Here is a 26,872-nt window from a genome sequence, read left to right as displayed (position 1 = left end):
GCAAACGCAACAAGGATTTTCTAATGATTTGGATCTGTAGTAAAACATTAAAGCGCAAGAAACATGACACCTGCAAACCTACCAACCTACATCAGGCTTATACTATGTATAAGCATAGCCTGTACCCTATTTAGCTGCAACAAAGGAAGCAACAACGAAACAAACCAAGACGCTTCCCTAACCGTGACGGTTAGCGGACTGGAAGATTACATGCTTGACGAAACGCCCATCGAGCTGACTTCGAAACACGGAAGCCGATCAACCGCAGGCGCCAGCGTCGGCGGCAACAAATTAAACACACCGTTTTCTTTGGACAATGACGGGAAAGAACACGAGATGTATTTTTCAAACGATTTCGACATTGATTTTGAAATAGTCAAAACACATCCTGCTTCCGCCGTCGCCACTAACACAAGATCCGGAAATGAGGAGGCACGGATGTCGACCAAAAATTTACGCATGGTCAGTCGTCCTATTGGCGGCAGCATACGCTGCCGAATCCTTATTTACAGGGAAAACGAAACTACGCCGATTATCAACGTAGAATCCACGGGCTCTTCTTTTCCACCGGTCGCTATTGCGTCGGGCTTTAACTACAGGTGGATCGCAGTGTCTACCAATGAAAGCACATCCTCACCAACAGTAACGAACAACATTGTTTCAGCTGCCCAAATTGCCAATAAAGATTTCCTATATGCGGCAGGCACCATTTTCACACAATTCGGACAAAACAACTTAAATATTGTATTAAGGAGATACACTTCGCAGGTGGTGTTAACCGTGGATACGCGTGGTATGTTTGGCAGTATCGCCGCCAATTCCAACCTATCCTTCGCGATAGGATCTGGTGGCGCACTCAGCGAAACTGCCGACTTTAATGTTAGAGATAGTAGTTTCTCGAATTTTCAGGCCTCAGCGTTGAGCTCCAACAACATGACGAGCACCACAGCAGGCGTAAGTGTCGGCGCTATCTACACCGTACGCCCGAGGCCAGTGACAGCCGGAAGCTTGCAGTTGCGTCTGAATCCTTTAAACTTGACCCTCGACGACGGTTCTACACGAACGTTTGCTGACAACACGATTAATTTTGGCTCTGCCTTTTCGCCTGTTCGAGGAAGTAGCTACGCCGTCACCGCACGACTCATTGAGTCCGGTATCCGGGTGGGTACATCGCCTATTCGCTGGGCACGCTCAAACCTGACATTCCAAGCAGCAGCTCCCGCTGGGTTTCGGTACCGATTCCGACCACATCCAATAAATTATTCATTTTCAGCCAATGTCGATCTATGGAACTTTGGAACCAACACACCCACAGGCGCCACATTTAATAGCGTCGATGTATGCAGGAGTGTCTATCCAGCTGGAACCTGGCGACTGCCCACCCCTGCGGAGTATCAGGCACTAGGACTACCCAACTCACTGGAAGGCTATACACCGCTTCTCTTGGGCGGGGCCGGTATCGCGGCCAATTGGGACAGAAGTTCTACCCAACCGGCGAATCCAGCTTACGCTGGGATGGATCAATTACGACTAGGCTTTTATGGTTTCCGAACCGCGACCGGCCTGCTCGTTCAACAACCGGCGCTCGTAGTAGCTTTACTGGGCGGACAAGGCCATTATTACACCGAAACCTTTAATGGTGATGCCACAGCACCTGCCACAATACGTCCAGCCTTTTTTAGAATGAGCTACTCAGGCGTTAATTTGGTAGGATTGGTGAACGTTCTTGATGGTTATTCGCAGACCATCATTCAAAATGATGCGACTACAACATTTACGCAGGGAAGAAGTATTCGATGCGTAAGAACCGTTAATCCAGCGATCTAGCGGTACGAGATCGGTACACTGTTAATCAAATAAAAGGGGAAATACGGCACGGAAATCTACGCTGTATTTCCCACATTTTAACCGTACTGCGCATTTGGCTAATAAAAAATGGTGTAAAATTTACAATCACCGCGTGGGCGCGACCTTGCTTGTCCAAAGAGTCGCATGCTGTTTAGGCAACAATACCCTTTTTAGACATGCTGACCAACTGACCATCGCATGCGCTAAAAACCATACGCTTAACAGCATTATACAACCTTAGCCGATCATGCTCGTTTGAAATATCCAGTGTGAGAAAACGCGCTCCCTCCGCTGCATAAACAAATAAAAAAAGCGTACCGGACACTAACAAATCCAACGTAGCTATTATCGACTGTCTTTCAGCAGCAGGAAGTGCTTTCGTGAAATGGCCAAAAAGCTCATTCAAATATGAACTAAACGACTGTGTCAACATTTTTAGATTTTTTTTACGCTTTTCTACCAGCGACCAGTGAAGCAACCTCTTCAATGGTTCGTCGGTGTACAATTCCTCAACCTGTTGTAATATGGCATCCAGAACGTCCGGCTGACTATCTAAACAGACCAATTCCATACGGAGCTTCGCTCGTGAATGAAAAGCCTGCAAACGCTGACTGACGAAGGTTTCGACCAAGTGATCGAAATCGTTGAAGTAGAGGTAAACTAACTTGGGATTCAATCGAGATTTTTTATAAACTGCTGTTATCGTCAAGCCGGAAAATGTTTCCTCTTCCAGTATTTTCCCGATACATTCCAGCAACTTACCGCGAGTACGCTGCTTATTACGCACTGTACCGCTCACTTCTTTTCTCACTTTCTTTAAGGACATAGCGCATGCTTTAATGAACAAATTATTTGTAATTGGCGATTAATCTATGTTCTCAAATATAATCAAAATAAGACTTCAGAAGAAAAATATTGCATTTAAACAAAATTCCAAGAAAATAATATAAATTGTTATTTTTCAATAATAAGTTCGTATTTATTTATTTAAAAACAAACAAGAATATTCGTAAACATCATTAAACACTACCATGCAAAGAAATTAATATACCATTAGGTTTATTCCGAAAACAATGAATAAATACGAAAATGACCGATCTGAATTTTTACCACAAACAGTCAACGATGGAACCAGAAGAAAATACAAATCAAAGTGCAAAAACCGCGCTCCAATATACATAGGGCCAACTCAGCATTTACGTACAACGCACAACTATACTTTAAAAAAGGAAATTTATAGCTACATCGCTACAAATTTTAAAAAAGGAATCACACAGACGCTTCTCAACAACAACAAGTTCTTTTAAAGATTAAACAAACGATGTTTATTGACTATTTTTGGAAGATGACATCACCTGTGTTAAGCAAGAAGAAACCACTTCATCTCCTACGACTAATTATAACCGGAGCGCTGGTCGCTTCCTTTATTTACCTGAGTATATTGTTCGTACAACAACATAGACAATACGAGACGTTGAGCCTACGTTTGGAACAGGAGAATTCTCCAAGAAGACAACAGTCCAACGTCTTATATACGCTTTTTCTCGCCATAAATGAGGCAGACGACCTTTTCCGGCTCTACACCATCGACTTCAACAAAAGCGTCTACTACGCATATAGTTGCAAGCTCGAAGAAATAAATCGTCAGATCGATTCTTTAGGAGGAATCCAAACGAACTCCCAAGGTGCGACAGGTGGCCGACAAGCACTAGAACAGAAAAGCAACATCCAGCTTGAACTGACGGCACTGAAAAAAACCGTGAACAACCTCATACTTTTCTCACAGGATTCACTATCCCTATTGCAGAATGAGCCGCACATACAAATTCCAAAGGCACCGATACGGAATAACGACACGTTGTTTAGAAGCATCTCGACAGATACCGCTTTAAACGCTATCCTGCTCGATACCGTTATCCGGAAAAAACAAAACCTATTCAAACGCATCTTTAAAGCACAAGACGATATTGTGGTTGCTAATTCAGTAAACCAAACATTAAACATCAAGCAAATAGATGCCCTGTATAAAACGATTCAACAACTCAACATCAAGCAGCAACAGTCTTTTAAACGAGACACGAACCTTCTACGTGAAAAATTTTTAGCGCTTTTACAAAAAGAACGTGTGCTCGTACAAGCAAACTATCAGCTTCTCGACACCCTAAGATCGAGTATCCAAACGTTGAGGCGACAACGGTTGGAGAAAATACGCGCTGAAGAAAAAAGCATCGTTACATCCCATCGCCTAAGCGCAGATAGATTTGAAAAGCAGATTGCTGTCGCGTTGCTCATTATGCTATGTATGATTTCGCTGATCCTGTTTTATCAGTCTAAAGCGAGTATCTACGAACGACGGCTACGCCAAGAAAAAGAGTACGCGTCGCAAGTCGCGGAAGAAAAAACCAGCGTGCTTGCCAACATCAGCCATGAGGTGCGCACACCGATCTCTTCCTTACTTGGCATTATAGACATCCTCAAAAAGAATAAGGCTGACCATGTGGTTAGTCCAGAATATCTCGATTCGGCCGTTCATGAAATCACAGTCATCAATAGCTCCATCAACGATATTTTACACCTTAGTAAATTAGAGATGGGCAAACTAAAGGTGAGCTACGCGTTTTTTTCCCCACACAGAATCCTGACAGAGGTGATTAACCTACACATCTATCAAGCTCAAAAAAAAGGTCTAGTTTTGACGCATGACATCCAAATAGACAGCGGATTGGAAATTTTCAATAGCGCTTTTCGGGTGAAACAAATTGTATCCAATTTATTGGCAAATGCAATAAAATATACGCATAAAGGCAGTGTACACCTATCTGCAAATCTTGAATACCGCAACCGTAAAAAAGCGCTTTCCATCAGGGTGAAGGATACAGGGATCGGCATCTCTCTGGAACATCAACAACACATCTTCCGGCAGTACTACATGGCAGGATCAAAGGCCAAGACAGGTGGGTTTGGGCTGGGGCTTTACATCTCCAATTTATTGGTAAAACAGCTTGAGGGGCAGATTGATCTAATAAGTGCGCCAGAAACAGGATCTACTTTTGAGGTAACTATCCCCACGCAGAACATACGTGTGGTACCGCAGAAAAAAGAACAACTTCGCCTAACCGACCTCCCAAAAAACACCAGGCTCGTGTTTATCGACGACAACCGAATCAATATCATGTATCTAAGACATTACTTCAAGGATTCCTCCAGGATTACACTCTTTGAGAACCCAGCAGAAGCCTTACATTTTATTCAAAATAACGAGGTGCATGTGGTTATCACCGACATGTTTATGCCAGCCGTCAACGGTTGGACGATTCTCGATAAGACTAAGGAAACGAACCAAAACATTAGCGTTTTCCTTTGCACAGCAGACCTGGTGAATACCGATGCCCAGCGAAAAAGCTCCATAAACCAATTTAATGCTATTTTAAGCAAACCCATCAACGAACACGAGTTAGTGTCGAAAATCCTAGAACAAGAAGAGCGTTAAGAGATGGAAATCAACACCACGAATAAAAAAACAAACAGCGAAAGGCTATTCATCGAGACCCTTATTCTCAGTGTCTAAAAACCGTTCGATTGCGGATACCATTTCCGAACTCCCCATAAAACAAGCCGACCGTTGATGCAAGCTTCGCGGCTCGATATCCAAAATACGCATGGTTCCATCGGTAGCTTTACCTCCAGCCTGCTCAATGATAAAGGCAATCGGATTACATTCATACATCAGGCGCAATTTGCCTTGTAGATGTGTTCGGGTGGAGGGATAGATAAATATCCCCCCCAACAATAAATTTCTATGAATATCGGCCACAAGAGAACCAATGTACCGCGACGTATAAGGTCTTTGCGACGCTGCATCGTCTTCCTGGCAGTATTTTATGTACTGTTTCACACCGTCCGAAAACTTAGAATAGTTCCCCTCGTTTACGGAATAAATCTGCCCCTTGCTAGGCACACGGATTTCGGGATGCGACAGACAAAACTCACCAATACTCGGATCTAATGTAAAGCCATTTACCCCCTTTCCTGTCGTATAAACCAGCATAGTCGACGAACCATATACAATGTATCCAGCAGCAACCTGCCTATCTCCTTTTTGTAGAATATCTTGGATCGTTGGCCTACCGCCAACTGAATCCCGCCGATAAATCGAAAAGATCGTTCCTACAGACACATTAACATCAATGTTGCTGGATCCGTCCAGCGGATCAATACACACGATGTATTTCGCATTTCTTGACAATTCCGAGTCGATATCAACCGGCAACTCATGTTCTTCAGAGGCCACAACGCAGCATTCTCCTCCACTTTGCAAGGCTTTGATAAACTGTTCATCCGCATAAACATCAAGTTTTTTCTGCCCCTCTCCCTGCACATTGATTTGACCCGCATCGCCCAAAATATCCACAAGACCCGCTTTATTAACTTCGCGGTTTACCACTTTAGCAGCAATACCGATGTCACGCAGTAAACGGGAAAGCTCACCTTTTGCGTAGGGGAAATCCGCTTGCTTCTCAATGATAAATTGTCCGAGGGTTTTAAATGTAGTCATGGCGAGTATTTGATTTACGTATGCATAAATATACATTCCGCGAAGTGCAGAACTATCCTGTGCTGTCGAGACAGCTACCTGAAACAGGCCAATACATAAACACGCATTATTGTACCAATTAAAATAAACCGAATATTTTCCATCTATACATGACGGCCGGCAACCAAACAGTTACATTAAATTTTATTGTCGAATAATGTCGACAAGTAGATACATATAATTTAAATAACTTGAAGCCGTTAAAAAACATCTATTTTAATAGAATATTATAGCTAAGAACATAGCAAAGGTTATTTAACGACAATAAAGATAGGAGAATTTATTTTACTCCAATCTTTTATACTATTATATCGCAATAGAATCTATTTTGTTTATAGCAATAATTACTATATTTGACAATATAAATTGAAACAAGACCAATATACCGGGCTAAAAAACGGTATGACCTACTTTCAGTTGTAGCTATAAAGGCATATTACAAACTCCGAGGTCACAAGAGGATAGCAAAAAAAGCATTAGAATGACTTAACGCAATAAGTCGAATGCCCTTATAGAATTAAATTATAATGAACAGAAAAAAGAAGCCCTCTCCCAAAACTACGCGCAACCGGCAGCGGTCTATAAATCTACTGCTTGAGAGCGTAGGGGGTATATTGGCGTCAAAATCCTACTCGGAGTTGAACATCACAGAGCTTACTGCATTCTCCAGGCTTAACCCTAAACTTATTTATCTGTATTTTGGCGGATTGGATGGGCTCATTGAGCAATATTTACATAATAAGCAACAAAACCTCTCCCCCTCTCAGAAGCTTAGCCAGAATATTGCATTACACCCTCAGCATGCGGCCGATGAAGATCTCTTTTCTCTACTGGAAACTCAGCTCGATGAGCTCTTACATGATAATGAACTAAAGGGAATACTTCATTGGGGACTCTCATCAAAAAATCTAAAAGCCATGGCTGCTTTGCAAAAACATGAAGACACGCTGCATAAAGCGCTGGAGGTTTCGAAGGCAAATAAAAATATGGCCAACAATTTTGACCCTGTAGCCTTTGCGTTATTAGCGGCAGGCGCCACGTTTTTAGCTATCCAATCAAAAAACAAAGCGACATCCCTGTTTAATATCGATCTTCACAATGACGATGTACGAAATCAACTAAAACGTGTCCTAGAGAGGCTGCTCGTAAATGGTTAAATTTAACGCTTTGCCCTTAGTCAAAATGAAGCTGAACCTATAAACACACAATTTTTTTTAGTTTCTTCAACGGTTTTTACAGTGTAATTGTTCGTTAGATAAAACGAGTAATTATGCAAAGATTTTTGTCAGTACTGATTTTTTTATTCAGCATGGCTTTAATGAGTAGCTGCCAGGTTGTAGACATAGTTTTTCATGCAGGAGCTTGGTCAGGCGTAATAGTTATCATCCTAATCAGTATAGTAATCATTTGGATTTTAGCCAAAATTTTAGGAAAGCGACGGAAGCAGGATTGGACAAAGCCATAAAAAAGGTTGCAGAAGCAGTATTTTGAACCTGAATGCCATTAAAAAAGGTGCAACCACGTTGTCAATTGATTCGAACAGACGCTCCAGCTCCAAAGTTGACTAGCGAACTAAGACCCGCAGGAACGGGCCTTAGGCGCAATCGCTAGCTGTGTTAAATTGAAACGAAACACAATTCTTTATCTTCAGCCGGGTATAGCCAGTCCCTCCTGGTATTCCCTGAAACCCCGCTTTTATGGCTAAATAACCGGCCCCAATAGATAAATTCTATTTAACAAGAAAGTTTTGCTTTTTGGAATAGCGAGAATTGTTGCTAATTTAGGTGTGTAGAATATCGAATATTAGCTGGGACAATCCCACAAAATTCGTTAAAGCGTTCTTTAATGTTATGGGGCCGGTAGAACAGAAGAGCATGGTGTGTGCCAAAAGAAAACTAGCCAAACATGGGTTAGTGACTCGCCTATATACTAACCTTATGCTACCATTTCCGTTGGTACATCCCTATGTCTATCCTCTGTTTTTCTTTCAAGGCGGCGTTGCTAGATCGATAGGGTAGCTGTACCCAACGTAGGTAGCCTTCCTACTTTGTAGGCAAGCCACCTTTCTATCGACATGGAGCAAACATCTAGTCATGATGTAAATCTTTTATTGCGTTTTAATTTTGGGATCCTATGTCGGGAGACTTAAGAGAATAAGCAAATATCCTGCTCAAAATGACTTCTGTTAAGTAAAAGGCAAAATCTGGCGTGTGCAACGGTAAACAACTACCTACAATGACCAATTTAGTCCTTTTTTGCATCCTGTCGCAAGAGAAAATCAATTCATCTTAACGCAATACACTCCCCCACAACATCGAACCACATTCAAATATACAAAATATTGTAAGAAAATAAATAAAGTTTTTAAAAAAATTAACATACAGATCATTTTGGGTAAAGCAGAAAATAAACAATTAGCAAAAGCAATCGCTATCCGTATCGACGAAATACTAGCTATAACGGATTTATCGATTGTCGGACTAGCTAATTTTGCAGGCGTGGGCGAGAAAGCCATTCGTAGCTATCACAGCGGCACGTTGCCTATATCCGTCGAAACCATCGACAAGATCTGCACACCATTTGCTCTTTCGCTCGCTCATTTTTTTGATTTTGCACTACCGCTACAGATTGCAGAACAGCAATTAAAAACGCTGGAAGACTACCGGAATAAATTCTTGCATCAACGAAAAGGATATTTTAAAGAAGAGGAAGAACTGTTTCTAGCAAAGCCCCAAAGCACGGGAACCAAAAGAGAGCGAGAATATGTTGCGTACATCGTTTTACAAACAGACTATTTCGAGCAAGAACGGTCTATTGCCCAAATGCTAGTCGATTTCCGAGGAGAGTTTGACCTCCACCTTGAATCTGGACGTCTACATGAACTATTGAAAAAATATCTGGGCCGACATTTAGCGCGCAAGACCAGTCTAAGCAAGAAGCTTGACGGCAGCCTATCGAAACGGAGTATATTTCTCTACTACAGACCAACTAAAAAGTAATCCATTCGTTTTTCTCCTATCACCAGATCAGTTGCCGTCTAAAATATAACTGCCGAGCGCTTAGCAATCGAGATCTTCCTTGGTCGCTTTGCTCACCTCTATTGGAAAATCAGATTCCAGGATTTAAGTGCCGTCTTCAAAAATTGCGCGATAAGCATCCGCTCGTTCCGTTGTTTGTGGTTTTCAATTTATCATACTTAGCCCCAGCGGAGATCACGCACATAACTCCTTCCGCGTTTAAGAGCTTATTTAGCTCCTTGTTTTCCCGCTTAATGCCAGAGCCCATGTAGGCTATTATTTGCTTTCGAAATTGAGCCTGTCCCTATTCACTCGGTATTAAATTCCGACCTTATCTACCTCGGATAGGCTACGTATCCGCATTTTTACGGTTTTTGCAATTATTCGGATCAAGTATTTTCGTTTTCGCTTTGATTTCTAAAGCAAGAACAATAGATTTGCGCAATTTAAATTAAGTCCAAATAAGACTAAGACGCAACACATCATGTACATGAGAAACTTTCTACTTATCCTATCCCTTATTTTTCCGGTCCTCATCCTCGCACAACAAAAAACCGAAATTTACGGAAAGGTACTATCCTCAGACGGACGACCCGCTGAAGGCATTACCGTCAAACTAATGCCGCAATCGGTAACTGTTTTTACCAACGCAAAAGGCACCTACAGTTTCAAAAATATTCCAACAGGACCACAGACGATTATCCTTTCTTCGGTAGGTCTTTCTACGCAACACCGCGAGATTGATGTGCAGGGAATGCGAATGGAAGTTCCAACACTTTATCTTGTCGAAGACCGTGCAGCTCTTGATGAGATTGTCGTCAATGGTGTGGCAAACCGATACGCACGCAACAGCAGCCCCTATGTCGCTAAAATGCCTTTGAAGAATTTGGAAAATCCGCAATCCTATGCCGTGATTACACAGGAGCTGCTTCGGAGCCAAGTGAACACAAATTACGATGATGCTTTGGCAAATGTAGCTGGCCTGGATAAGCTGTGGTCGTCTACAGGTCGTCCAGGCGATGGTGTAGCCTATTATACGCTCCGCGGATTTACGACACAATCTGCGATGGTAAACGGTGTGGTGAGTATCGCGAGTACTAGCCCGGATCCTGCAAACCTAGAAACCATTGAGGTTATCAAGGGCCCGTCAGGATCATTATACGGGGGCGCAGCCGTCGGTTTCGGAGGCTTAATTAACAACGTTACAAAAAAACCGCTTGATACCTTAGGCGGGCGCGTAAATTATATTTTCGGAAGTTACAACGAGCATCGCGTGACGGCTGATGTCTATGGCCCACTCACCGCAAACAAAAAACTTTTAGGTCGTGTAAACACCGCCTACACCAACAACGGCACGTTCCAAGATGCCGGTTTTAAAAGATCATTCTTTATCGCCCCGTCTTTGCTTTACAAAGCTAATGAGAAACTCGATATCCTTTTTGATGCGGAGATCTACGATAGTAAGGGCACCAATCCGCTCATGGTATTTTTAAATCGTGCTCGACCGCTACAAGCAAGAACACCGGATGAGTTACAGTTCGACTTTAATAAATCGTATACTAATAACGACGTAACTTTTCGAAATCCAACAACAAACTTACGCGGAAATGTTACCTACCGTATCAATGAGCAATGGACATCAAATACCACCCTCGTCTATAATCGTCGCAAAGCGGACGGATACTTCCAATATGTGATGTATACCGGCGCTACAGATACGTTAATTGACCGTTTAGCCGCCAAACAAAACTACGTCGCGCAAACCATCAACGCGCAACAGAATTTCGTTGGTGATTTTCAAATCGGAAATATGCGAAATCGCCTTTTGGTGGGTCTAGATTTTCTTTCGCAACGCGCTGAGTCACACAATTCGCCTTACGTATTGGTGGACAAGATCAACACGGCTTACGATGATCCCAGATATTATAGCTTCAACGCAAATCGTATCGATTCAGCTATTGCCGCATCCACTTTTGCAGCGACAAATAACCGCGGACTTACACAAGCGTACGGCGCCTACATCTCTGATGTGTTGGATATCACGCCACGCATGCATCTTATGCTAGCGCTACGTATGGATTATTTTGACAACAAAGGGACATACGATTTTGATCGGGATACGACGACAGGCGGGTTTAATCAGCTAGCGTTCTCCCCACGCATCGGTTTTGTATACGAAGCTATGAAAGAACGGCTATCACTGTTTGCAAATTATCAAAATGGATTTAGAAATGTTGCTCCTGTGGTGCAACCGCTACCTGATATTTCAGGCGATCTAAAACCGCAACAAGCCAACCAATGGGAGGCCGGCGTAAAGTTAAATATGTTGAACAATCGCTTAGGACTGACGGCTAGTTACTACGACATCAGCGTAAGCAATATGACACGCCCAGAAAGCATTGAGCGCGACGGGCAAACGTTCAACATCACTGTTCAAGATGGCACTCGTCTTAGCCGCGGAGTAGAATTCGATCTAACAGCGGCTCCCGTAGATGGGCTAAATCTTATCATGAGTTACAGTCGTAACAGCAGTAGGATAACGAAGGCGGCAGCCTCTGTAAATAATCTTCGCCCGACGGAAGCCGGACCTAAGCACCTTTTCAATGCATGGGCAAACTATCAACTGCAAAGCGGTGCTCTGAAAGGTGCGGGGCTTGGTCTCGGAGTAAACCATGCGAGCGAAAACCTTGTTACAAACAGCCTACCTACTGGTGTATTCGTTGTGCCGGCTTATACGTTATTAAACGCTAGTGTTTCATATGCGTACAAAAAGTTTGATATCGCCGTGAAGGGTAACAATCTTACCGATAAGACATACTTTAAAGGTTGGTCTACCGTAAATCCACAAATGCCACGTAGCATACTGGGAAGCGTAGCCTATAACTTTTAAAAACTCGCCAAAGCCCAAATTAAAAGGCCTGATGAGATTGATCTCATCGGGCCTTTTAAATATAGCATACGTGTTGTTTATTTTGTCTCCTGTCGACGAACTTCTTTAACGTAATCAACGGTAACCTCTACCAGATCAGCAATCACCTCATCCGACCATCCGTTTCGATCAATCATCCTTTTTATGATAGCATAACTTTTTGCGTCAGATCCCTGTTCTACGCCTCGTTCCAATCCTTTCTCTATGCCTCTTTTTATGTCTTGTTCTATTCCTTGTTGCAAGCCTTTCTGGATAGTTTCCTCCAGCTGTTGCTCCTGATATTGGCGAACAGCCTCTTGATCCCATTTTCGCTTTAAACTGATGTCATACATAGCGCGTTCCTCCATGTTTAGTTTGCTGTAGCGAGCGACTTCAAATAGCTTTTCAAACAAAGGCTGCTGTAAGTATGCTGGCTGATTATCCATTAATGGCATTTTTTTTAAAATATATAACCACCTGTCCAAATCACTCTCCAGTTGTTCGCTTGCTTTCGTAAAGTTAAGCAATTGTATATACATAAAATGTAAATCTTCGTAAAAAATTGCGCCCGTATCGCTGTTACAGAGGCAGATATCTTGAAAAACCGAATTGCCTTCTACCTGTTCGGAAAAAACAAACCCTTCCATCAGCACAATGACGTATACCGCAGCAATACCATAGTTCCAGCCCCTACGATTTCCTTTGGGCGCTTGGTCAGCAATCAGCTTTCCTCCGTAGTAGAGCATCCGTCTTTTAAAATTCAGCTGCGGGCTAGTTTGCACTTCCAAAATGATTTTAGATCCGTCTTCCGCAGTACATGATAAATCAAGAATGACTGAACCCAGCTCTTCATTGTCACCCACGTATTCATTTCGATTGTAAAAAAGATCAATAATTTTCTTTCTCCCCCTAAACACTTCGTTTATAAAATTAATGAGCAAGTCCTTATTTACTCCAGATGCGAATATTCGCTTAAAAGCATAATCCGTCGTCAAATCGATATACATTGGATTTTTCATAACTCGTACTTATAATGGTTTTCTTTAAAAATAACAAAAACAAACTAAACACAGCAAACATATTGTTTTGTTTTATAAGCACAACATTCCGGAATCAGCTGAACATGAACTATGCGTACGGCCGCGTTGCCACCATTGCCGCTCCAGCAGAAAGGCAATCTGCAAGATTTAAAAGTAGTTTTGGCTCGCACCAACCGAGCCTCTTAGCTGTATAAATTGTGTTGCAAACATCCGTGATGAAACTATTTTTTTTATTTTTAACCATATTTACGACACACATACCTATCCCTCTATGAACAACCCTATAATCCGGATCATTAGTCTTTATGTTATCATTTTTACAACGCAAACCTACGCCCAAGAAACATATTCCTTCCGGGAAGGTTTGTATCTCGAAGTACCCTATACCTACGGTAGGGAAGCTATTTACACCGACCAGTTTCTATGGAGCTACTATGGTAAAGATTTCAAAAGGCCTGTAGAAAATGCCGTCTGGGACGGCATGAATCAATCTGCATGGGTCAAGGTATCGGCAGATACATCGGGGTTCTTCCGTCCGCAGCGTTCCAGCACCGGAGACTTGCGTTCACCTAATAACCCTCCCGGGCCTGGCAGAATTGCGGCAGAGCCTACCCGGGTCGCTAACCCTAATCCGCAACAATTCCGCGGGCCGCGATCCAGCTACCTCTATTTAAGCTACACCGCCGAAAAAGAGCAAGCCGCCATCCTGCAAATAAAAGGGAATAGCGCCGTGCTTGTCAATGGCGAACTGCATGCTGGTGACCCCTACCGGATGGGCTATATGCTGCTACCGATACAGTTGAAAAAAGGACGCAATGATTTTTTTGTCCGCGGTGCATTCATATCTGCCAACCTGCAATTCCCGACCAAGGCTGCTACATTTGCTACAGCAGATCTAACCTTACCTGACATCGTACAAGGCCGAGACAACAACCATTTAAAATTGGGAATCGTTGTCGTAAACAACAGCGCTAAAGCCTTGAAAGGGCTACATGTGGAAAGTAGTATACAAGGTAAGTCACGACGCGTTTTACTGCCTACCATTCCCGCTAGAACCACGCGCAAAGTAGCAATCACAGTCGACGCGTCTACCGTGAATACTTTGGGTGAGAATCAGGCGAGTCTTCAGCTTTTGCAGGACAAGAACCTATTGGACGATGCGACCATCGCCCTGCGTAGCGTCACGGCTGATGTTCCTTACCGCGTGACCTTCACCAGCGAAATCGACAACAGCGTACAGTACTATGCTGTAAATCCGGCGAAAGGTGGCGAAAAAGCAGGCCAAGCGCTTTTCTTTTCGGTACACGGCGCCGGCGTTGAGGCACTCGGTCAGGCGCAAGCCTATACGGCGAAAGATTGGGGAACGCTCATTGCACCAACCAATCGTCGCCCCCGTGGCTTCAACTGGGAAGACTGGGGTCGGCTCGACGCACTAGAAGTATTGCAACTTGCCAAACAAACGCTCCAGCCGGACACCCAGAAAATTTATCTCACTGGTCACTCGATGGGCGGCCATGGCACTTGGTTTTTGGGCGCTACCTACCCCAACAAATGGGCGGCCATAGCGCCCTGCGCGGGCTATCCCACGCTGAAAGGCTATGGGTCGGCCGATGGACTGATCCCGGAAAAAGCGACTACGGCACTCGAAAAAACCTTGCTCCGTGCTAGCAACCAAAGCGATGTTATCGCGTATGCCTCCAATTATAAAAATCTAGGCGTCTATATCCTTCACGGTGATGATGATCGTACCGTATCCGTAGATTATGCCCGACAGATGCGCGGTGTTTTAGGTGAATTTCATCCTGATTTCAGCTATTATGAATATCCTGGTGGTTCGCATTGGTATAGCAATGAGAGTGTCGACTGGAAACCGCTGTTTGACTATTTCAAATGGCATGAGCGTAAACCCGACAGTGCTATACATCATATCGATTTTAAAACGGCTAATCCAGGTATATCCGCCAACTACGCCTGGGCTACAATTTACCAACAGATTACACCGCTGAAATATGCGCACCTGCAGATTTCCCGCGACATAGTGCATAGACGCCTATCCGGCGAAACCCGAAATATAGCCACGCTCGCCTTGGATATCCGCGATTTTCACGTTGGAGATACAATAGCTATTCAACTCGATAGCCTTAACACAGTTTCCTATCATTACAACACTGCTAAGCAACAGCTTGTCTATTTGCATAAAAGGGACAATCAGTGGCGAGTGATCGATGCGCCGAGCAAAGCAGATAAGGGGCCTCATCGCAATGGCACATTTAAGGAAGCGTTCAACCACCGTATGTTGTATGTATATGGTACAAAGGGAAGCCCGGAAGAGAATGCCTGGGCCATAGAGAAATCCCGTTATGATGCTGAATCTTGGTATTACAGGGGCAATGGCGCATTCGATATCATTGCTGATGTCGATTACAACGAAAAAGAGCATGGAAATCGCAACATTATCTTGGTGGGTAATGCGCAGACGAATAGCGTCTGGAAAAAGCTCTTAGCCGATTGTCCGATAGCTGTGGTGAAGGGACGACTTACCTTGGGCGATCAGAAATTTGAAGGAATGAACATTGGCGGCTATTTCCAATGGAAAAGAACCGATAACGATCAGCTTTCTGTTGCCGTTATCACGGGGACAGGCCTTGCAGGAATGCGGGCCGCCACGGCCAACCAGTATTTCGCCGGAGCAAGCGGATTCCCTGATTACATGTTTTTCCATGACGACATGCTGAAAGAAGGCGCTTCCGGCGTCATCAGCGCAGGGTACTACACAAACCAGTGGAAGCTAGACTAACCGAGCTAGAAATAAATAGGTAGGGGCGAGAGGCGTATGCCGTTGAGCATAAACTTTACAGAGCGATGTAAAACATCGCTCTGTAAAGTTTACTATTAATCAATCAATTTTGACTGATGTTTTTCGAGTGTATTGTACACTTTTTTAACGTCTTGTGATTTCTCTTTCTGGACAAATAGCAAAGCATCATCGGTATACACGACGATGGTGTTTTTCAATCCAACAAAAGCTGTATACATATCCGATCCAATGATCATATTTCCATTTTCGTCCACCGGATAGCCTGTAGAACGTAAATAATCATATAACGACTCAAAAGATCCTAAGTCAGACCATTGAAATTGCGTCGCTACCACGCGAATCTTTTTTGAGCGTTCCATCACCGCATAATCTACACTAATGGATGGAATTTTCTTCGAAAAGCCTTCATCTAGTCGACCATCCTTTTGGTGCTGCCACGCGGCTAATGCCGTTGCATACACTTTGGGTTCAAACTGTTGGAGCTCGCTTAAGAACGTATCTGCACGAAAGCAGAACATGCCTGAATTCCACAGAAAATTTCCGCGTTCAATAAAATCTTCTGCCGTATCGTGGTTTGGTTTTTCCCGGAATGAAAGCACTTTATCACCCTCATATTCAATATAGCCGTAACCTGTTTCAGGCCGTGTGGGCTTTATACCGAAAGTGATGATATAGCCTTCCTTTGCTTTTGCTATTCCCGTCTGTATGGCCGAAGAATAGTCATCCTCTCCAACAATCACGTGGTCAGAAGGCGTGACGATCAAAATATCATCCGGCGCCGCAGCAAAGGCAGCGAACGCAATTGCCGCCGCTGTATTGCGAGGAGTCGCTTCAACGATATCGATGTATTCTACACCTTGGCTGTCCAGCACTTCTTTGCTTAGCTGATAATTGTCACAATTGCCAACCACCATCACCTTATTGCACAAGGCGCGGTTTCGCAACACGGTCATTCCAAAAAGAGAACCTTCTTTAAAAAGGTTTAGGTATTGTTTTGGATTGCTTTTTCGGGATAGGGGCCACAAGCGGCTTCCCACACCGCCCGATAATATAACATGTACGTTATTACTCATTTTTAATTTCTGTATCTCCGTGAAGGTTTGGGTTGATGTGGCAACTGCGTTGAAGCGCACCCCTCATGCCCATCCAAATTTTGGCCTATCAGCCTTTCACCACTTTTTCTGCCTCTTTATCCGCAACAACCTTACGTAGGCCGTGGCTTGAGAAACGGTGTGTGCGTTTATTGTAGTAAATTTCAATACCTTCCTCTACACAGTATTTACGGCCGGTAAAGTCTTTATCTCGGTATTCTTCACCGATAAAACGCACCTGCACGTGTAGTGCCTGTAGCAGGTCAGCTAAATCTTGCTCTGTCTCGTAAGGAATAATTTCATCGACATAATGACAACCCTCCAACTGGATATAGCGCTCTACAACCGTTTGCGTGGGCTTGTTCTTCGTAGGATCCACCTCCGAAGGATCTGTATTCAATCCTACGATCAGGTAATCGCAGTGTCTTTTTGCTTCCTCCAACATCATGATATGGCCTGCATGCAGCAAGTCAAATACCCCAAATGTAATTCCTATTTTCATAGTTTTATTGTTAATCAAGCTACGCAATGAGGAGCGTATAGGAGCGCAGTTTTAACGTTTCGCTACACCATAAAAACCACTACCTCTTGTCGCTAACATAGTTTCCGCTATACATTCATTTTTCCACGACCGTAAGGCACATCAGCCTTGCAGACAAGGAACTTACTTCGCTTTCTTCTTCGTCTCTTCTGCCATCAGTACCACTGTGCCATTCTTTTCTCTTTCTTTCTCTGCTACGGTGCGACGCAGGCCAGAACTTGAGAAGCGGTGGTCACGGCTGTTAAAATACAGATCAATGCCCTTTTCTTCGCAATATTGTCGGCCCGTAAAGTTTTTCTCAATGTATTCGTCTCCCAAGATACGAACATCCACTTTAAATGAACGTAAAATATCTTCCAAATCTTGCTCCGTGGCATAAGGGACGATCTGATCGACGTATTTACAGCCTTTTAGCTGGATATAGCGCTCCACAACAGTCTGTGTTGGCTTATTTTTTTCCGGGCGGTCAAGTGTAGGATCCGTTTGTAAACCACAGATCAAAAAGTCGCATTGCTCTTTAGCGTCTTCAAGCATTTTGATGTGTCCGGCATGGAGGAGATCAAAAGCGGAGAAAGTAATTCCGATTCTCATGTTTTCTAAATCAAGATTTAATAATATCCGAAAGTATAAGCAGCATTTTCATAAGAGCTGAAGATTTCTTATGCCTGTCAACCTTCTTTTTCTTTTTCAACGGTTGATATTTATGCCACTAATATACGGATTTTTAGTTTTTGTTTTTGAAAAAGAAGCAACCATCTCATTATTTAATAGTAAAGTAATACGTGTACAACATGTAAACAGCAAAAAATTGAAAATGTTGTTTTTTTTAAGGGAGTTTTGTTTTTTAAACGGATTGTTTACCTCACAGCCCTTTCCACCGCGCGCGGTGGCCACTTTAGAAAATCCAAGTCTTTTGTTCAAAAGAATTGCTTCCTGCACAGACCCTTCCATCCTTGGCCAGGACAGGGCCTTACTTTTGTAAGGTCAGTTCTGCTTTTTAAAGATTGTCCCTGGCTCAACCCTTCCATCCTTGGCCAGGACAGGGCATTACTTTTGTAGGGCAAAAGTAATCAAAACCCCGTCGCTTGAAACCTTTGCAGGAATGGTTTGTGCCATGGCAAATGTCTACATATGGCAAAGCTTTCGAGGCGACATTTAGCTTAATTGTTGGAGGTGCAATTATGATGATACGTCGAATTTCTCACTACGCTGTACGCACTACGCAATTCTATCTACCGACTACGACATACTACTAGCTATTCTCAATACGCACTATCTACTAAAATCTACTACGAACCAGAAAAAAATTGGACGAGGTACGATTATTGCTATATTCGCGTAAATTAAAAAATGAGAAAATTTGGCTTACTACTTTTTGCGGTGACGTGCATTCAAAGCGCAGTAGCTCAACTATATTACCAACCTTATTCCTTTCAACACTACAATCGCTATTCAAAGACCATTTACGGCGACTCAGCAGTACATACAGCGGTGAAACCATTCGTGGGAAAAAATTTAGATAGCGCTTATGATATTGTTCCGCGCGACAGCAGTAGGAGTTGGTTGCACCGTAAGCTTTTTCAAGAGCACCTTATTGAAATAGTGAAAGATGATCATAGTTTCTACGCGGATTTCTTGCCTGATTTTGTTATTGGTAAACAGACAGGCACGAACGATAAGACTCTTTGGACGAATGGACGAGGCGTGCAGGCTGGTCTCTCCGTAAAAGACAAGTTTACATTTTACTTCTCTTTCTTTGAAACGCAAGCGCGTTTCCCAACACATATCGATAGTGCCGCAAGTGCCCTCGGTGGCCTCCCAGGTCAAGGCTTCTCGAAAAATATTCCCACACAGGAATTTGACTGGATGAATACCACCGCCAATCTGAACTATAAAGTAAGTGATGCTTTTTTGATCAGCTTAGCTTATGATAAAATGCACATTGGCGAGGGTTATCGCTCCGTACTTTTATCTGACAACCCCTACAATTTCACACATGCCAAGTTTTCCGGTACAGTGAACCGTTTTCAGTACAACTCTGTCTGGGCTTATATGCTGGATCGTCGAAATCCAAGGATATATAACCCCAACAGTATAGAGATCGAGCGTTTAGGGAATGCTTCGAAATATGCCACATTTCATTATATCGATTACTTAGCCAGCAATAAGCTTACGTTAGGCTTGTTTCACTCACTCATCTGGTCGCGGTACAGCGAAAGTAACGACAAGAAAGTGAATGGTGGACTAGGGCTTAATGTTAAGTACCAACCTTGGGATAAATACATCATCTATGGTCAAGCTTTCGCGGATGACCTTGGCAAAATTTCGTTTAGTAAAGATGGCGATAGGCGCATGGCCTACCAGCTAGGCGCGAAGACCTACGACTTTTTAGCGGTAGAGAATTTAAATATATCAGCAGAGTTTAACCAAGCCTCGCCTTACACCTACCAACACCCCAACAACCGTCTCAATTATAGCAGCGACGGCGATCCGCTCGCACATCCCAATGGCGCCAACTTTAGGGAGGTGCTCGGCATTGCGACCTACCGATGGAAGCGTTGGGACGTTTATGGGCAAAGTATGTTTGCTCGCTACGGCGACGATGCGATGCCAGCAGAAAACTTCGGTGGTGACATATTTAAAAGCCAACCTGGCGTAGATCGTTTTCGAATTGGTCAAGGGCAAGCCACCAACTTGTTTTACAATGAGCTTCGGGTGGCTTATGTGCTTAATCCAAAGTACAATCTTCGCTGGGAGCTCGGTCTTATCAATAGGCAACACAACATCATTGCCACGAACGAAAAGACGAATGCAACCATATTTACAATTGGTCTCCGCTCATCGTTCCGCACCTTCCAAACGGAGTATTAATCATCGGGTTTGGTAATTAGTCGCTACTGGTATATGCCTTGGGTTTGAAAAAAGTGGAGGCTGCGGCAATGGAAAATGCCTACGCTTGGACAACTAGCCATTGGGCCGTCTCGACACACTTTTGATCTTCCGTTTCGGAGGTCTTCCCTAACTGTTTAATCTTACATTTGGGCAGTACGGTATAACAGAAATGCAGGTAATACCGAATACACAGCCACATAGACCGAAAGGTACGCGCACAAAAAAGAGCGATATTGAAACAATACCGCTCTCTTCGCATTAAATATATGTGTATATGTATATGTGTCCTTTAGATCTGCGTGGATTGCTCTTCCGTTTCAATCGGTTCTTCCAAAATAGCCATTAATAGCATGTAATAACCTTTATTTAAACCTAATTGCGCTGCTCTTACTTCTATATTTTCCATGGTGATGTGTGTTAAGTTCGTTTTTATTTCTTGTTATCTGATATACCTTTTTCAAAGCGCATACCAAAAACTAAGAAAACAGATAGTACCGCATTTATTCCATTATAAATAGGTGTTTTCCGTGTAGGCAACCGCATTTGAAGAATACATTCACGTCAAATACCTTCATCGACGAGCTAAAACAACCTCGAAGAGAAAAAACCAATCTTCTCCTGCCAAGAAGGGATAAGATTATCGCGCTCATTGGTTCTGATTTTCCACGACCTCATTTATTACCAGTCAAAATCCCCAAGCTGTCACATAGCTACAAAAGCTTGTAGCGATAACACTACAAAAAAAACAATGGGTGTGAAAATTGACAGAAAGGATGCTTAATAAATAATATTTTTGTGACTTATCAAATCAATGAACCTACTTATGAAAGAGACAATCCAATTAACCTTAGCCGGATCAGACGGCTCTCAAAGATGGTATTCCGCTCAAATAGTTCAAAAAGAAAATAGTATTTCGGTCACTGTGACGGGCGATAAAGAGTTTAAGGAAGTCTTCCAAATTGCAAAAGATGGCAATACGTATAAAGTAAATCCTCCAAACATCTCGACGATGGCTACCGGTGAAACCGAACTCTACAGGAAATTGCAAATCATCGGAAGTCGGTACCTATAAACTTTCCTCATATATCTTCGCGTATTTACACGTTTGGGAAACTGATACCGCTGCGGCAACATGAGAATAATTTGCGTAAGAAAGGCTGCCTAAACTTTGTAGAGAGCCTTTCTTCAGGTTCTCTATCGAACGCTATATTGTTTCCAACTTATGCCGTCATAGCTGTAAGCGAAGGAATTTAGATCGGAGCCCACATACCAGCCGCTGCGAGACTGAGCGAACGTTTGAAATTCATTCCAGGCTATCTGTGTAGGCTTAAACGTTGTATCAATTCGCCTCAAACCCCAATTAATTCCACCATCCGGACTATACAAGGCATTGGGCTCATAGATGTCTACATCAAGGAGTATAATAACCTCACCCGTGTTTCTATTGTATTCTATGGCAATAAGATTGGGACGTAGATTATTTGCATAACGTGGCAATACAACGGATGACCAGGTTAGACCGGCATCTGTGGATCTCATGAGGTTGTAGTTCGTGCAAATGGCCAAGATACTGATATAGGTCGTAGAATCGGCCAAGCTTACATGTCGTATTTTATTGACCCTATTAACACCTGTTAAAATAATATCAGCAAAAGTTAACGGAAGGCCGGATGCAGATTTAACGGCTCTCACGATGTTACCTGCGCTGGTGCCGATCAGTAAGTGAAAATCTGCATTTGTTTTGTTGAAGACAGATACGGTTGTGAAATTTACCGTTCGGCCAGTTTCCAATTTGACATACTCGCCATTGGCAACATTAAATCGGTACAATGCACCATTATCTCCGGCAAGTACAACAGCCGTCATATTAAAAGGCACACGCCAAAAACTTTGGATAAGATCATTTAGCAGGTTTTCAGCAACAAATGAGAAGTTGTTGTACCGAAATGTTCTTTTATCCGCATCTATCCACGAAAGCACATTGACAAAGGAATTTGTTATATGTTTTGGAGCTGCCGCGCCCAAAACGTAATTGCCCTGGATCTTATCTATACCCGTCAGCAATCTTAACTCCACATTACTATCCAATGATGGGTTGCACATGACAAAAGAACTTCTTGCATAAAAATCCCCACCTTTGTAAATACGGAGCATGGACACATCTTTGTTATACAGTCGGTTTTCAAAATAATCGCCCACCTGAAACGACTTATAAACGTCCGCGAAGGATTTAATGATCACGCTATTTCCTATCGCGCTGTTTGCCGTATTTTGATAGCCGATCAAATAACAGTGATCAAAGGTTAGCCAAGAGGAATAGTTGCCGCTTGTTATGTTTGAACTTGTGAAACTCTCCGTCGCAATGATGGTATTCGATATAGTCAGCGAGTTGATAGGAACCTGTATATAGATCAGGGAAATGCCTACCCCTGATTGCAAACCGAGTTTTTGTAGCACAAACTCTGAATTCTTAATCACAATATCGCCGTATGCCGTACCCGTAGCACGATTAAACAGGGGAATAGCATCTGCGATGGACGTGCCGGTGATTTTAATATCATCAAGAAGGAAGAATATTGAATTATCGCCGCCCGTAAATAACGCCAAACTTCCAGACTCGGTGTTCATCAAAATGTTTCCGCGTACACCTTTCATTTCCCCGTTTCGCAAAACACTAAATCCATTGATGTCCCTAACCGTAAGGTTTTCAACGTAAGTGTACGCTGCATTGTTACAGAAATAACCTGTGCTGAGCAAACCCTCTGCATAGCAGTTTATAAAACGGGCAGAAGCGTAGGGATAAGGGTTTTCCGGATCATCGTCCATGTGCCCGTCATAGCCATTGCCGCTACCCAAAGTTGATATTGCTCTACATTCTTCGCAAATAAGGTCGTTCTCGGACGCATCAAAAGTGAGATAGTGAAAAAAAATGCCTGTTCCCTCCTCTGTCCGTGTCTCACACCGGTAGAAATATCCAGCGCGGAAAAGCATGCCGTGGTGGTAAAAATTATGCGAACGGATATTTTCAAAATATCCACGCGTTTCTCTAAAGTTCAAGCCATCCCTAGACATGGGCGCTACCCAATCGATATTTCGAATATCAATCAGGTCGACATCAGTCCATAGCACTTGGCTATCCGCATTGGTAATTTCGATGGTGTAATTGGATGGCGCTAGCGAAAGCGAAACATACATATAGTAGTTTCCTGCCGGATACCCATCTGCATAAGCATCTACATAGCCGAACCAATGGGCGTTATCGGGATTAGCTTCCAGATAGGCCAAAGCTTGCGCCTGGGTTAGCGCATTTGTTGCCCACGTCGCTCCCAGCCGCTTGCCATTGGCAAAAGCACGGGGAATGGATCTGGCCGGCGTGCCTGCGGTATAGTAATGGCGAACGCGATAGATATGGTCGTAACCAGATACCTTTGCTAGACTCGCCGTGGGCACAATATGTAAATTCCGCATCTGGGGCGGAGGCCCTGCACCATATACATCTACATGGAGAAAGCTTAATCCTTCGCCTATCGTCACGTCTTCGTACCGAAACACGGAGCCTCGTTCAATCAAAAGCGTGTCGCCTTCAGCAAGTAATGAGCTTGCTTTAGCAAGGGTCAATACGGGCGTTCCAGCAGTAAGACCATTATTAGCATCACTAGCTGCCGGGCTAGCATTAGAAACATATACAACTTTGGTGATACTATCCGGATTTATGTCTACGAGATCAAAGCGTATACCGTCGGCCGCTTTCCCAGCGTCCTTTTGTTTTTTGTCAACCATCATACTATTTCTTTTGTTTATTGATTCTATATGTATTCCTTACACGGGATATACCTTTTCCCACGACAGCTCTTTTTCAGCTCGCTGTTAATCAAAAAATGTGATCTTACAGGAAGATCACATTTCTCGTTATTAGACTAGGCCAATAAATGCCTTGCGTGCACTTCATAGATACGATCGCTACCGTTCGTACCGTTGATTTCCGTACTGGTATAGCTTGGATTCAACCAGTCGCTCACTTCGGGCTCGGCCTTTTTCCGGAGATAGGATTGATAGTTGTATGCCCCCCAACACTCTTCAAAAGTCGGGATGTACCCTACTCTATAAAATGCAGCGACATTTTTCAGCGCATTTGAAATCTGACCCAAGCGCGGCAGGAATGCGCCGCCACTTTCGAATGAAAAGCCTGGCGAGCTCAGGAAGATCTTCATCTTGTTGTTTTTAGATAGCAGCCACTCCACGTAATATTTCGCTTGCCCGTAAATGGTACTGGTGAGTGGATCCAACGATGCCGGATCGTCTATCGTGCCGATTGGCGCGCCCGATCCGGGGGTCCCGGCATGCGCAACTCGGCTATTCTGTCCTAAAAACACAACGGTACAGTCCACCCCGTTTATCGCAGCCTCGGAAGGCAACGGAAAATAACGGTGTGTGGCCGAAAATGTGATGATCTGCTGCAATTGGCAGAATGACTGTGCGCCCTGCGCACATCTATATAGTTGGGAAAAGCCAAAACGTTTTTGGATTTTTCTTGCGAAGTTACCCCCATCGATAGCGCTATATTGCTGTGTCCAAGAATCACCAATGTACATCAACGTTTTCCCCTGCCAGCTGCTGCGCATACCTTGATCAACGTTATTTAAGTTGACGACCATCCCCGGAGCCAGCGCATCGCGGAGGTTGGCAAAAAAGCGCTCGCCCAATGCTAAATATACCGTTTGGTTGGCCGCGTTTAAAACCATGCTGTACTCCGTAGCATTAAAATTAGCCGCTGTTGCTTTGGTGAACGTTATTCTAATATAGGCCGATCCGGCGGGTGCGATAGTATTTTGCTGCATTACACCAGTCACCGGATTCTTATTGATGTCATAAAAATGGATCGTAAAAGCGCCCATGATCACACCATATGCATTATTGAACCGTGTGGCCGCGTACCTGTTGCCGACGATGACGGGAAAGAAGTCGGTTGTACGGTAGGCATCATCACCATCCAAAAGGCCGTTGGCCAGCGTTCTACCTACAAATAGCGTGTAGTTGCCGTTTGCGATATCGCCTTCCTCACGAACGATATTTTTATTGGCTTTGTTGATAATAGGCAGCAAAGCTTCCTGCGCTTGCAAGCGTTGTGCAATACCGTTTTTAAATCCAGTGATTCGCAGCACTTTGAAACTACCAGGAACAAGATTGGCGCCGCTGACAAAAAGCTTCGATACATTAGCAACCGCTGGAACAGTCACTAGCACACCAATAGCGGAAGAATCTACGCCATTGTTTTCTCTGGAGTTAACAGCGACCTTATTATCGGCGGTTGCGAAAATAAACAATGGAACATTCGCGGGTACGGCACTGAAAATAACATATTGTTCACCTGCGGTAACATCTAGTATTTCTAAATATTGCCTTGCGGGTCCTGGCAAAAACGAGATACTTGCTCCCGGGTTACCACTTGACGATACGTAGCTGGTTGTTATAGCGCCTGATGAAAGGTCTACTTCCGTTGCCCAAGAACCGTTGGTGAAATCCGTAAAGAGCTTCGCACTGATAGCTTCCTGTGCACTTCTGTTTTGCACATTGGTCACCGTCTCGGCGTCAACCTTCAATAGCCATTTTGGGCTTGATCCGGGAACATCTGCACCGGTTGCGGTTTGATCGACTGCTAGACACCACAATTTTCCGCCAAACGTCACAAACTGGTCTGCGGTGCTGACCCAAGTATAGCTGATACTACTGTTCCATTCGCTGAGGTTGGCGACACCCGCAGGCTCATCTTCCCAATCGTCCATATCATACAGCGCCCAGTCTGTTCTTGCCCATCCCCAAGCCCATCGGTTACCTGCGGCTGCTTCAATAAGCTCTCCGTTTACAGCATACCATCCTGCTGAGGCTTCTGTTTTCCATAGCTGCCCTTCTGGACCAGGCTCCAGGTTTGTCGCCGCGGCTGACGACTCTCCACCAACGAACGGCGAAAGCACATCCATTTCGCGTGCTCCGCTGTCATCCGTCGTGTTTTCTGCTTCATGTAGATACGAAGACCAATTGCCTGCCTGGCTCATAAAGAGCGTCAAGTCTTGCAGATTCTTCTCGTGATCGGTGTTCGACCAAAAAATTTTTGCCATATATATT

Annotated in this window: 16 protein-coding genes; 8 read left to right on the top strand and 8 right to left on the bottom strand. The window is 43.7% G+C overall.

Annotated features, from left to right (window positions below; all coding sequences use genetic code 11):
- The first annotated feature begins 63 nt into the window (after positions 1-63).
- On the top strand, positions 64-1,827 hold the full coding sequence (locus tag B0I21_RS08665) for a hypothetical protein (RefSeq protein ID WP_133640087.1): 1,764 nt from the start codon (positions 64-66) through the stop codon (positions 1,825-1,827).
- Positions 1,828-1,999: 172 nt separating this feature from the next.
- Here B0I21_RS08665 and B0I21_RS08660 read toward each other — a convergent pair whose 3' ends face one another.
- Complete coding sequence (locus B0I21_RS08660) at positions 2,000-2,674, bottom strand: TetR/AcrR family transcriptional regulator (protein WP_133640086.1); 675 nt, start codon at positions 2,672-2,674, stop codon at positions 2,000-2,002.
- Between the two features lie 495 nt (positions 2,675-3,169).
- On the opposite strand from B0I21_RS08660, the gene B0I21_RS08655 reads away from it, so the two are divergent.
- Entirely contained in the window at positions 3,170-5,338 is a 2,169-nt protein-coding gene (locus tag B0I21_RS08655) for an ATP-binding response regulator (RefSeq protein ID WP_133640085.1), read from the top strand.
- A gap of 45 nt (positions 5,339-5,383) precedes the next feature.
- On the opposite strand, the gene fbp is transcribed toward B0I21_RS08655, so the two are convergent.
- Complete coding sequence (gene fbp / locus B0I21_RS08650; RefSeq protein ID WP_133640084.1) at positions 5,384-6,403, bottom strand: class 1 fructose-bisphosphatase; 1,020 nt, start codon at positions 6,401-6,403, stop codon at positions 5,384-5,386.
- Positions 6,404-6,969: 566 nt separating this feature from the next.
- Here fbp and B0I21_RS08645 point away from each other — a divergent pair.
- The 3 genes from B0I21_RS08645 to B0I21_RS08635 all read left to right on the top strand — a co-directional run bounded on the left by B0I21_RS08645 (position 6,970) and on the right by B0I21_RS08635 (position 12,349).
- Positions 6,970-7,599, top strand: a complete 630-nt coding sequence (locus B0I21_RS08645) for a TetR/AcrR family transcriptional regulator (protein ID WP_133640083.1) — start codon at positions 6,970-6,972, stop codon at positions 7,597-7,599.
- Between the two features lie 1,233 nt (positions 7,600-8,832).
- A complete protein-coding gene (locus tag B0I21_RS08640; protein ID WP_133640082.1) occupies positions 8,833-9,441 on the top strand; it encodes a hypothetical protein in 609 nt (202 codons plus the stop codon).
- Positions 9,442-9,949: 508 nt separating this feature from the next.
- Positions 9,950-12,349, top strand: coding sequence for a TonB-dependent receptor (locus B0I21_RS08635; protein WP_243835996.1), 2,400 nt, complete (start codon positions 9,950-9,952; stop codon positions 12,347-12,349).
- Between the two features lie 77 nt (positions 12,350-12,426).
- Here B0I21_RS08635 and B0I21_RS08630 read toward each other — a convergent pair whose 3' ends face one another.
- Entirely contained in the window at positions 12,427-13,386 is a 960-nt protein-coding gene (locus tag B0I21_RS08630) for an Rpn family recombination-promoting nuclease/putative transposase (protein ID WP_133640080.1), read from the bottom strand.
- Positions 13,387-13,678: 292 nt separating this feature from the next.
- Here B0I21_RS08630 and B0I21_RS08625 point away from each other — a divergent pair, with 292 nt between their 5' ends.
- Positions 13,679-16,204, top strand: a complete 2,526-nt coding sequence (locus B0I21_RS08625; protein WP_133640079.1) for a prolyl oligopeptidase family serine peptidase — start codon at positions 13,679-13,681, stop codon at positions 16,202-16,204.
- 95 nt (positions 16,205-16,299) lie between these two features.
- Here B0I21_RS08625 and B0I21_RS08620 read toward each other — a convergent pair whose 3' ends face one another.
- From B0I21_RS08620 to B0I21_RS08610, 3 genes are all read right to left on the bottom strand, one after another.
- Positions 16,300-17,298: a mannose-1-phosphate guanylyltransferase gene (locus B0I21_RS08620; protein ID WP_133640078.1), complete on the bottom strand. Its 999-nt coding sequence runs from the start codon at positions 17,296-17,298 to the stop codon at positions 16,300-16,302.
- 88 nt (positions 17,299-17,386) lie between these two features.
- Positions 17,387-17,818 carry an adenylyltransferase/cytidyltransferase family protein gene (locus B0I21_RS08615; RefSeq protein WP_133640077.1) on the bottom strand — a complete coding sequence of 144 codons (432 nt, stop codon included), beginning with the start codon at positions 17,816-17,818 and terminating at the stop codon, positions 17,387-17,389.
- 162 nt (positions 17,819-17,980) lie between these two features.
- Positions 17,981-18,448 (bottom strand): adenylyltransferase/cytidyltransferase family protein, encoded by a 468-nt coding sequence (locus B0I21_RS08610; protein WP_133640076.1) that lies wholly within the window; start codon positions 18,446-18,448, stop codon positions 17,981-17,983.
- Positions 18,449-19,207: 759 nt separating this feature from the next.
- Here B0I21_RS08610 and B0I21_RS08605 point away from each other — a divergent pair.
- Positions 19,208-20,728 carry a gliding motility protein RemB gene (locus tag B0I21_RS08605; protein ID WP_133640075.1) on the top strand — a complete coding sequence of 507 codons (1,521 nt, stop codon included), beginning with the start codon at positions 19,208-19,210 and terminating at the stop codon, positions 20,726-20,728.
- Between the two features lie 844 nt (positions 20,729-21,572).
- Positions 21,573-21,821, top strand: coding sequence for a hypothetical protein (locus tag B0I21_RS08600; protein ID WP_133640074.1), 249 nt, complete (start codon positions 21,573-21,575; stop codon positions 21,819-21,821).
- 122 nt (positions 21,822-21,943) lie between these two features.
- On the opposite strand, the gene B0I21_RS08595 is transcribed toward B0I21_RS08600, so the two are convergent.
- Both B0I21_RS08595 and B0I21_RS08590 read right to left on the bottom strand, forming a co-directional pair.
- On the bottom strand, positions 21,944-24,532 hold the full coding sequence (locus B0I21_RS08595; protein WP_133640073.1) for a hypothetical protein: 2,589 nt from the start codon (positions 24,530-24,532) through the stop codon (positions 21,944-21,946).
- Between the two features lie 134 nt (positions 24,533-24,666).
- On the bottom strand, positions 24,667-26,865 hold the full coding sequence (locus tag B0I21_RS08590; RefSeq protein ID WP_133640072.1) for a hypothetical protein: 2,199 nt from the start codon (positions 26,863-26,865) through the stop codon (positions 24,667-24,669).
- Positions 26,866-26,872: the final 7 nt, after the last annotated feature.

Source organism: Sphingobacterium paludis, assembly GCF_004364125.1.
In the GTDB taxonomy this organism is placed as follows: domain Bacteria; phylum Bacteroidota; class Bacteroidia; order Sphingobacteriales; family Sphingobacteriaceae; genus Sphingobacterium; species Sphingobacterium paludis.
This window is presented reverse-complemented; position numbering and strand designations above follow the sequence as displayed.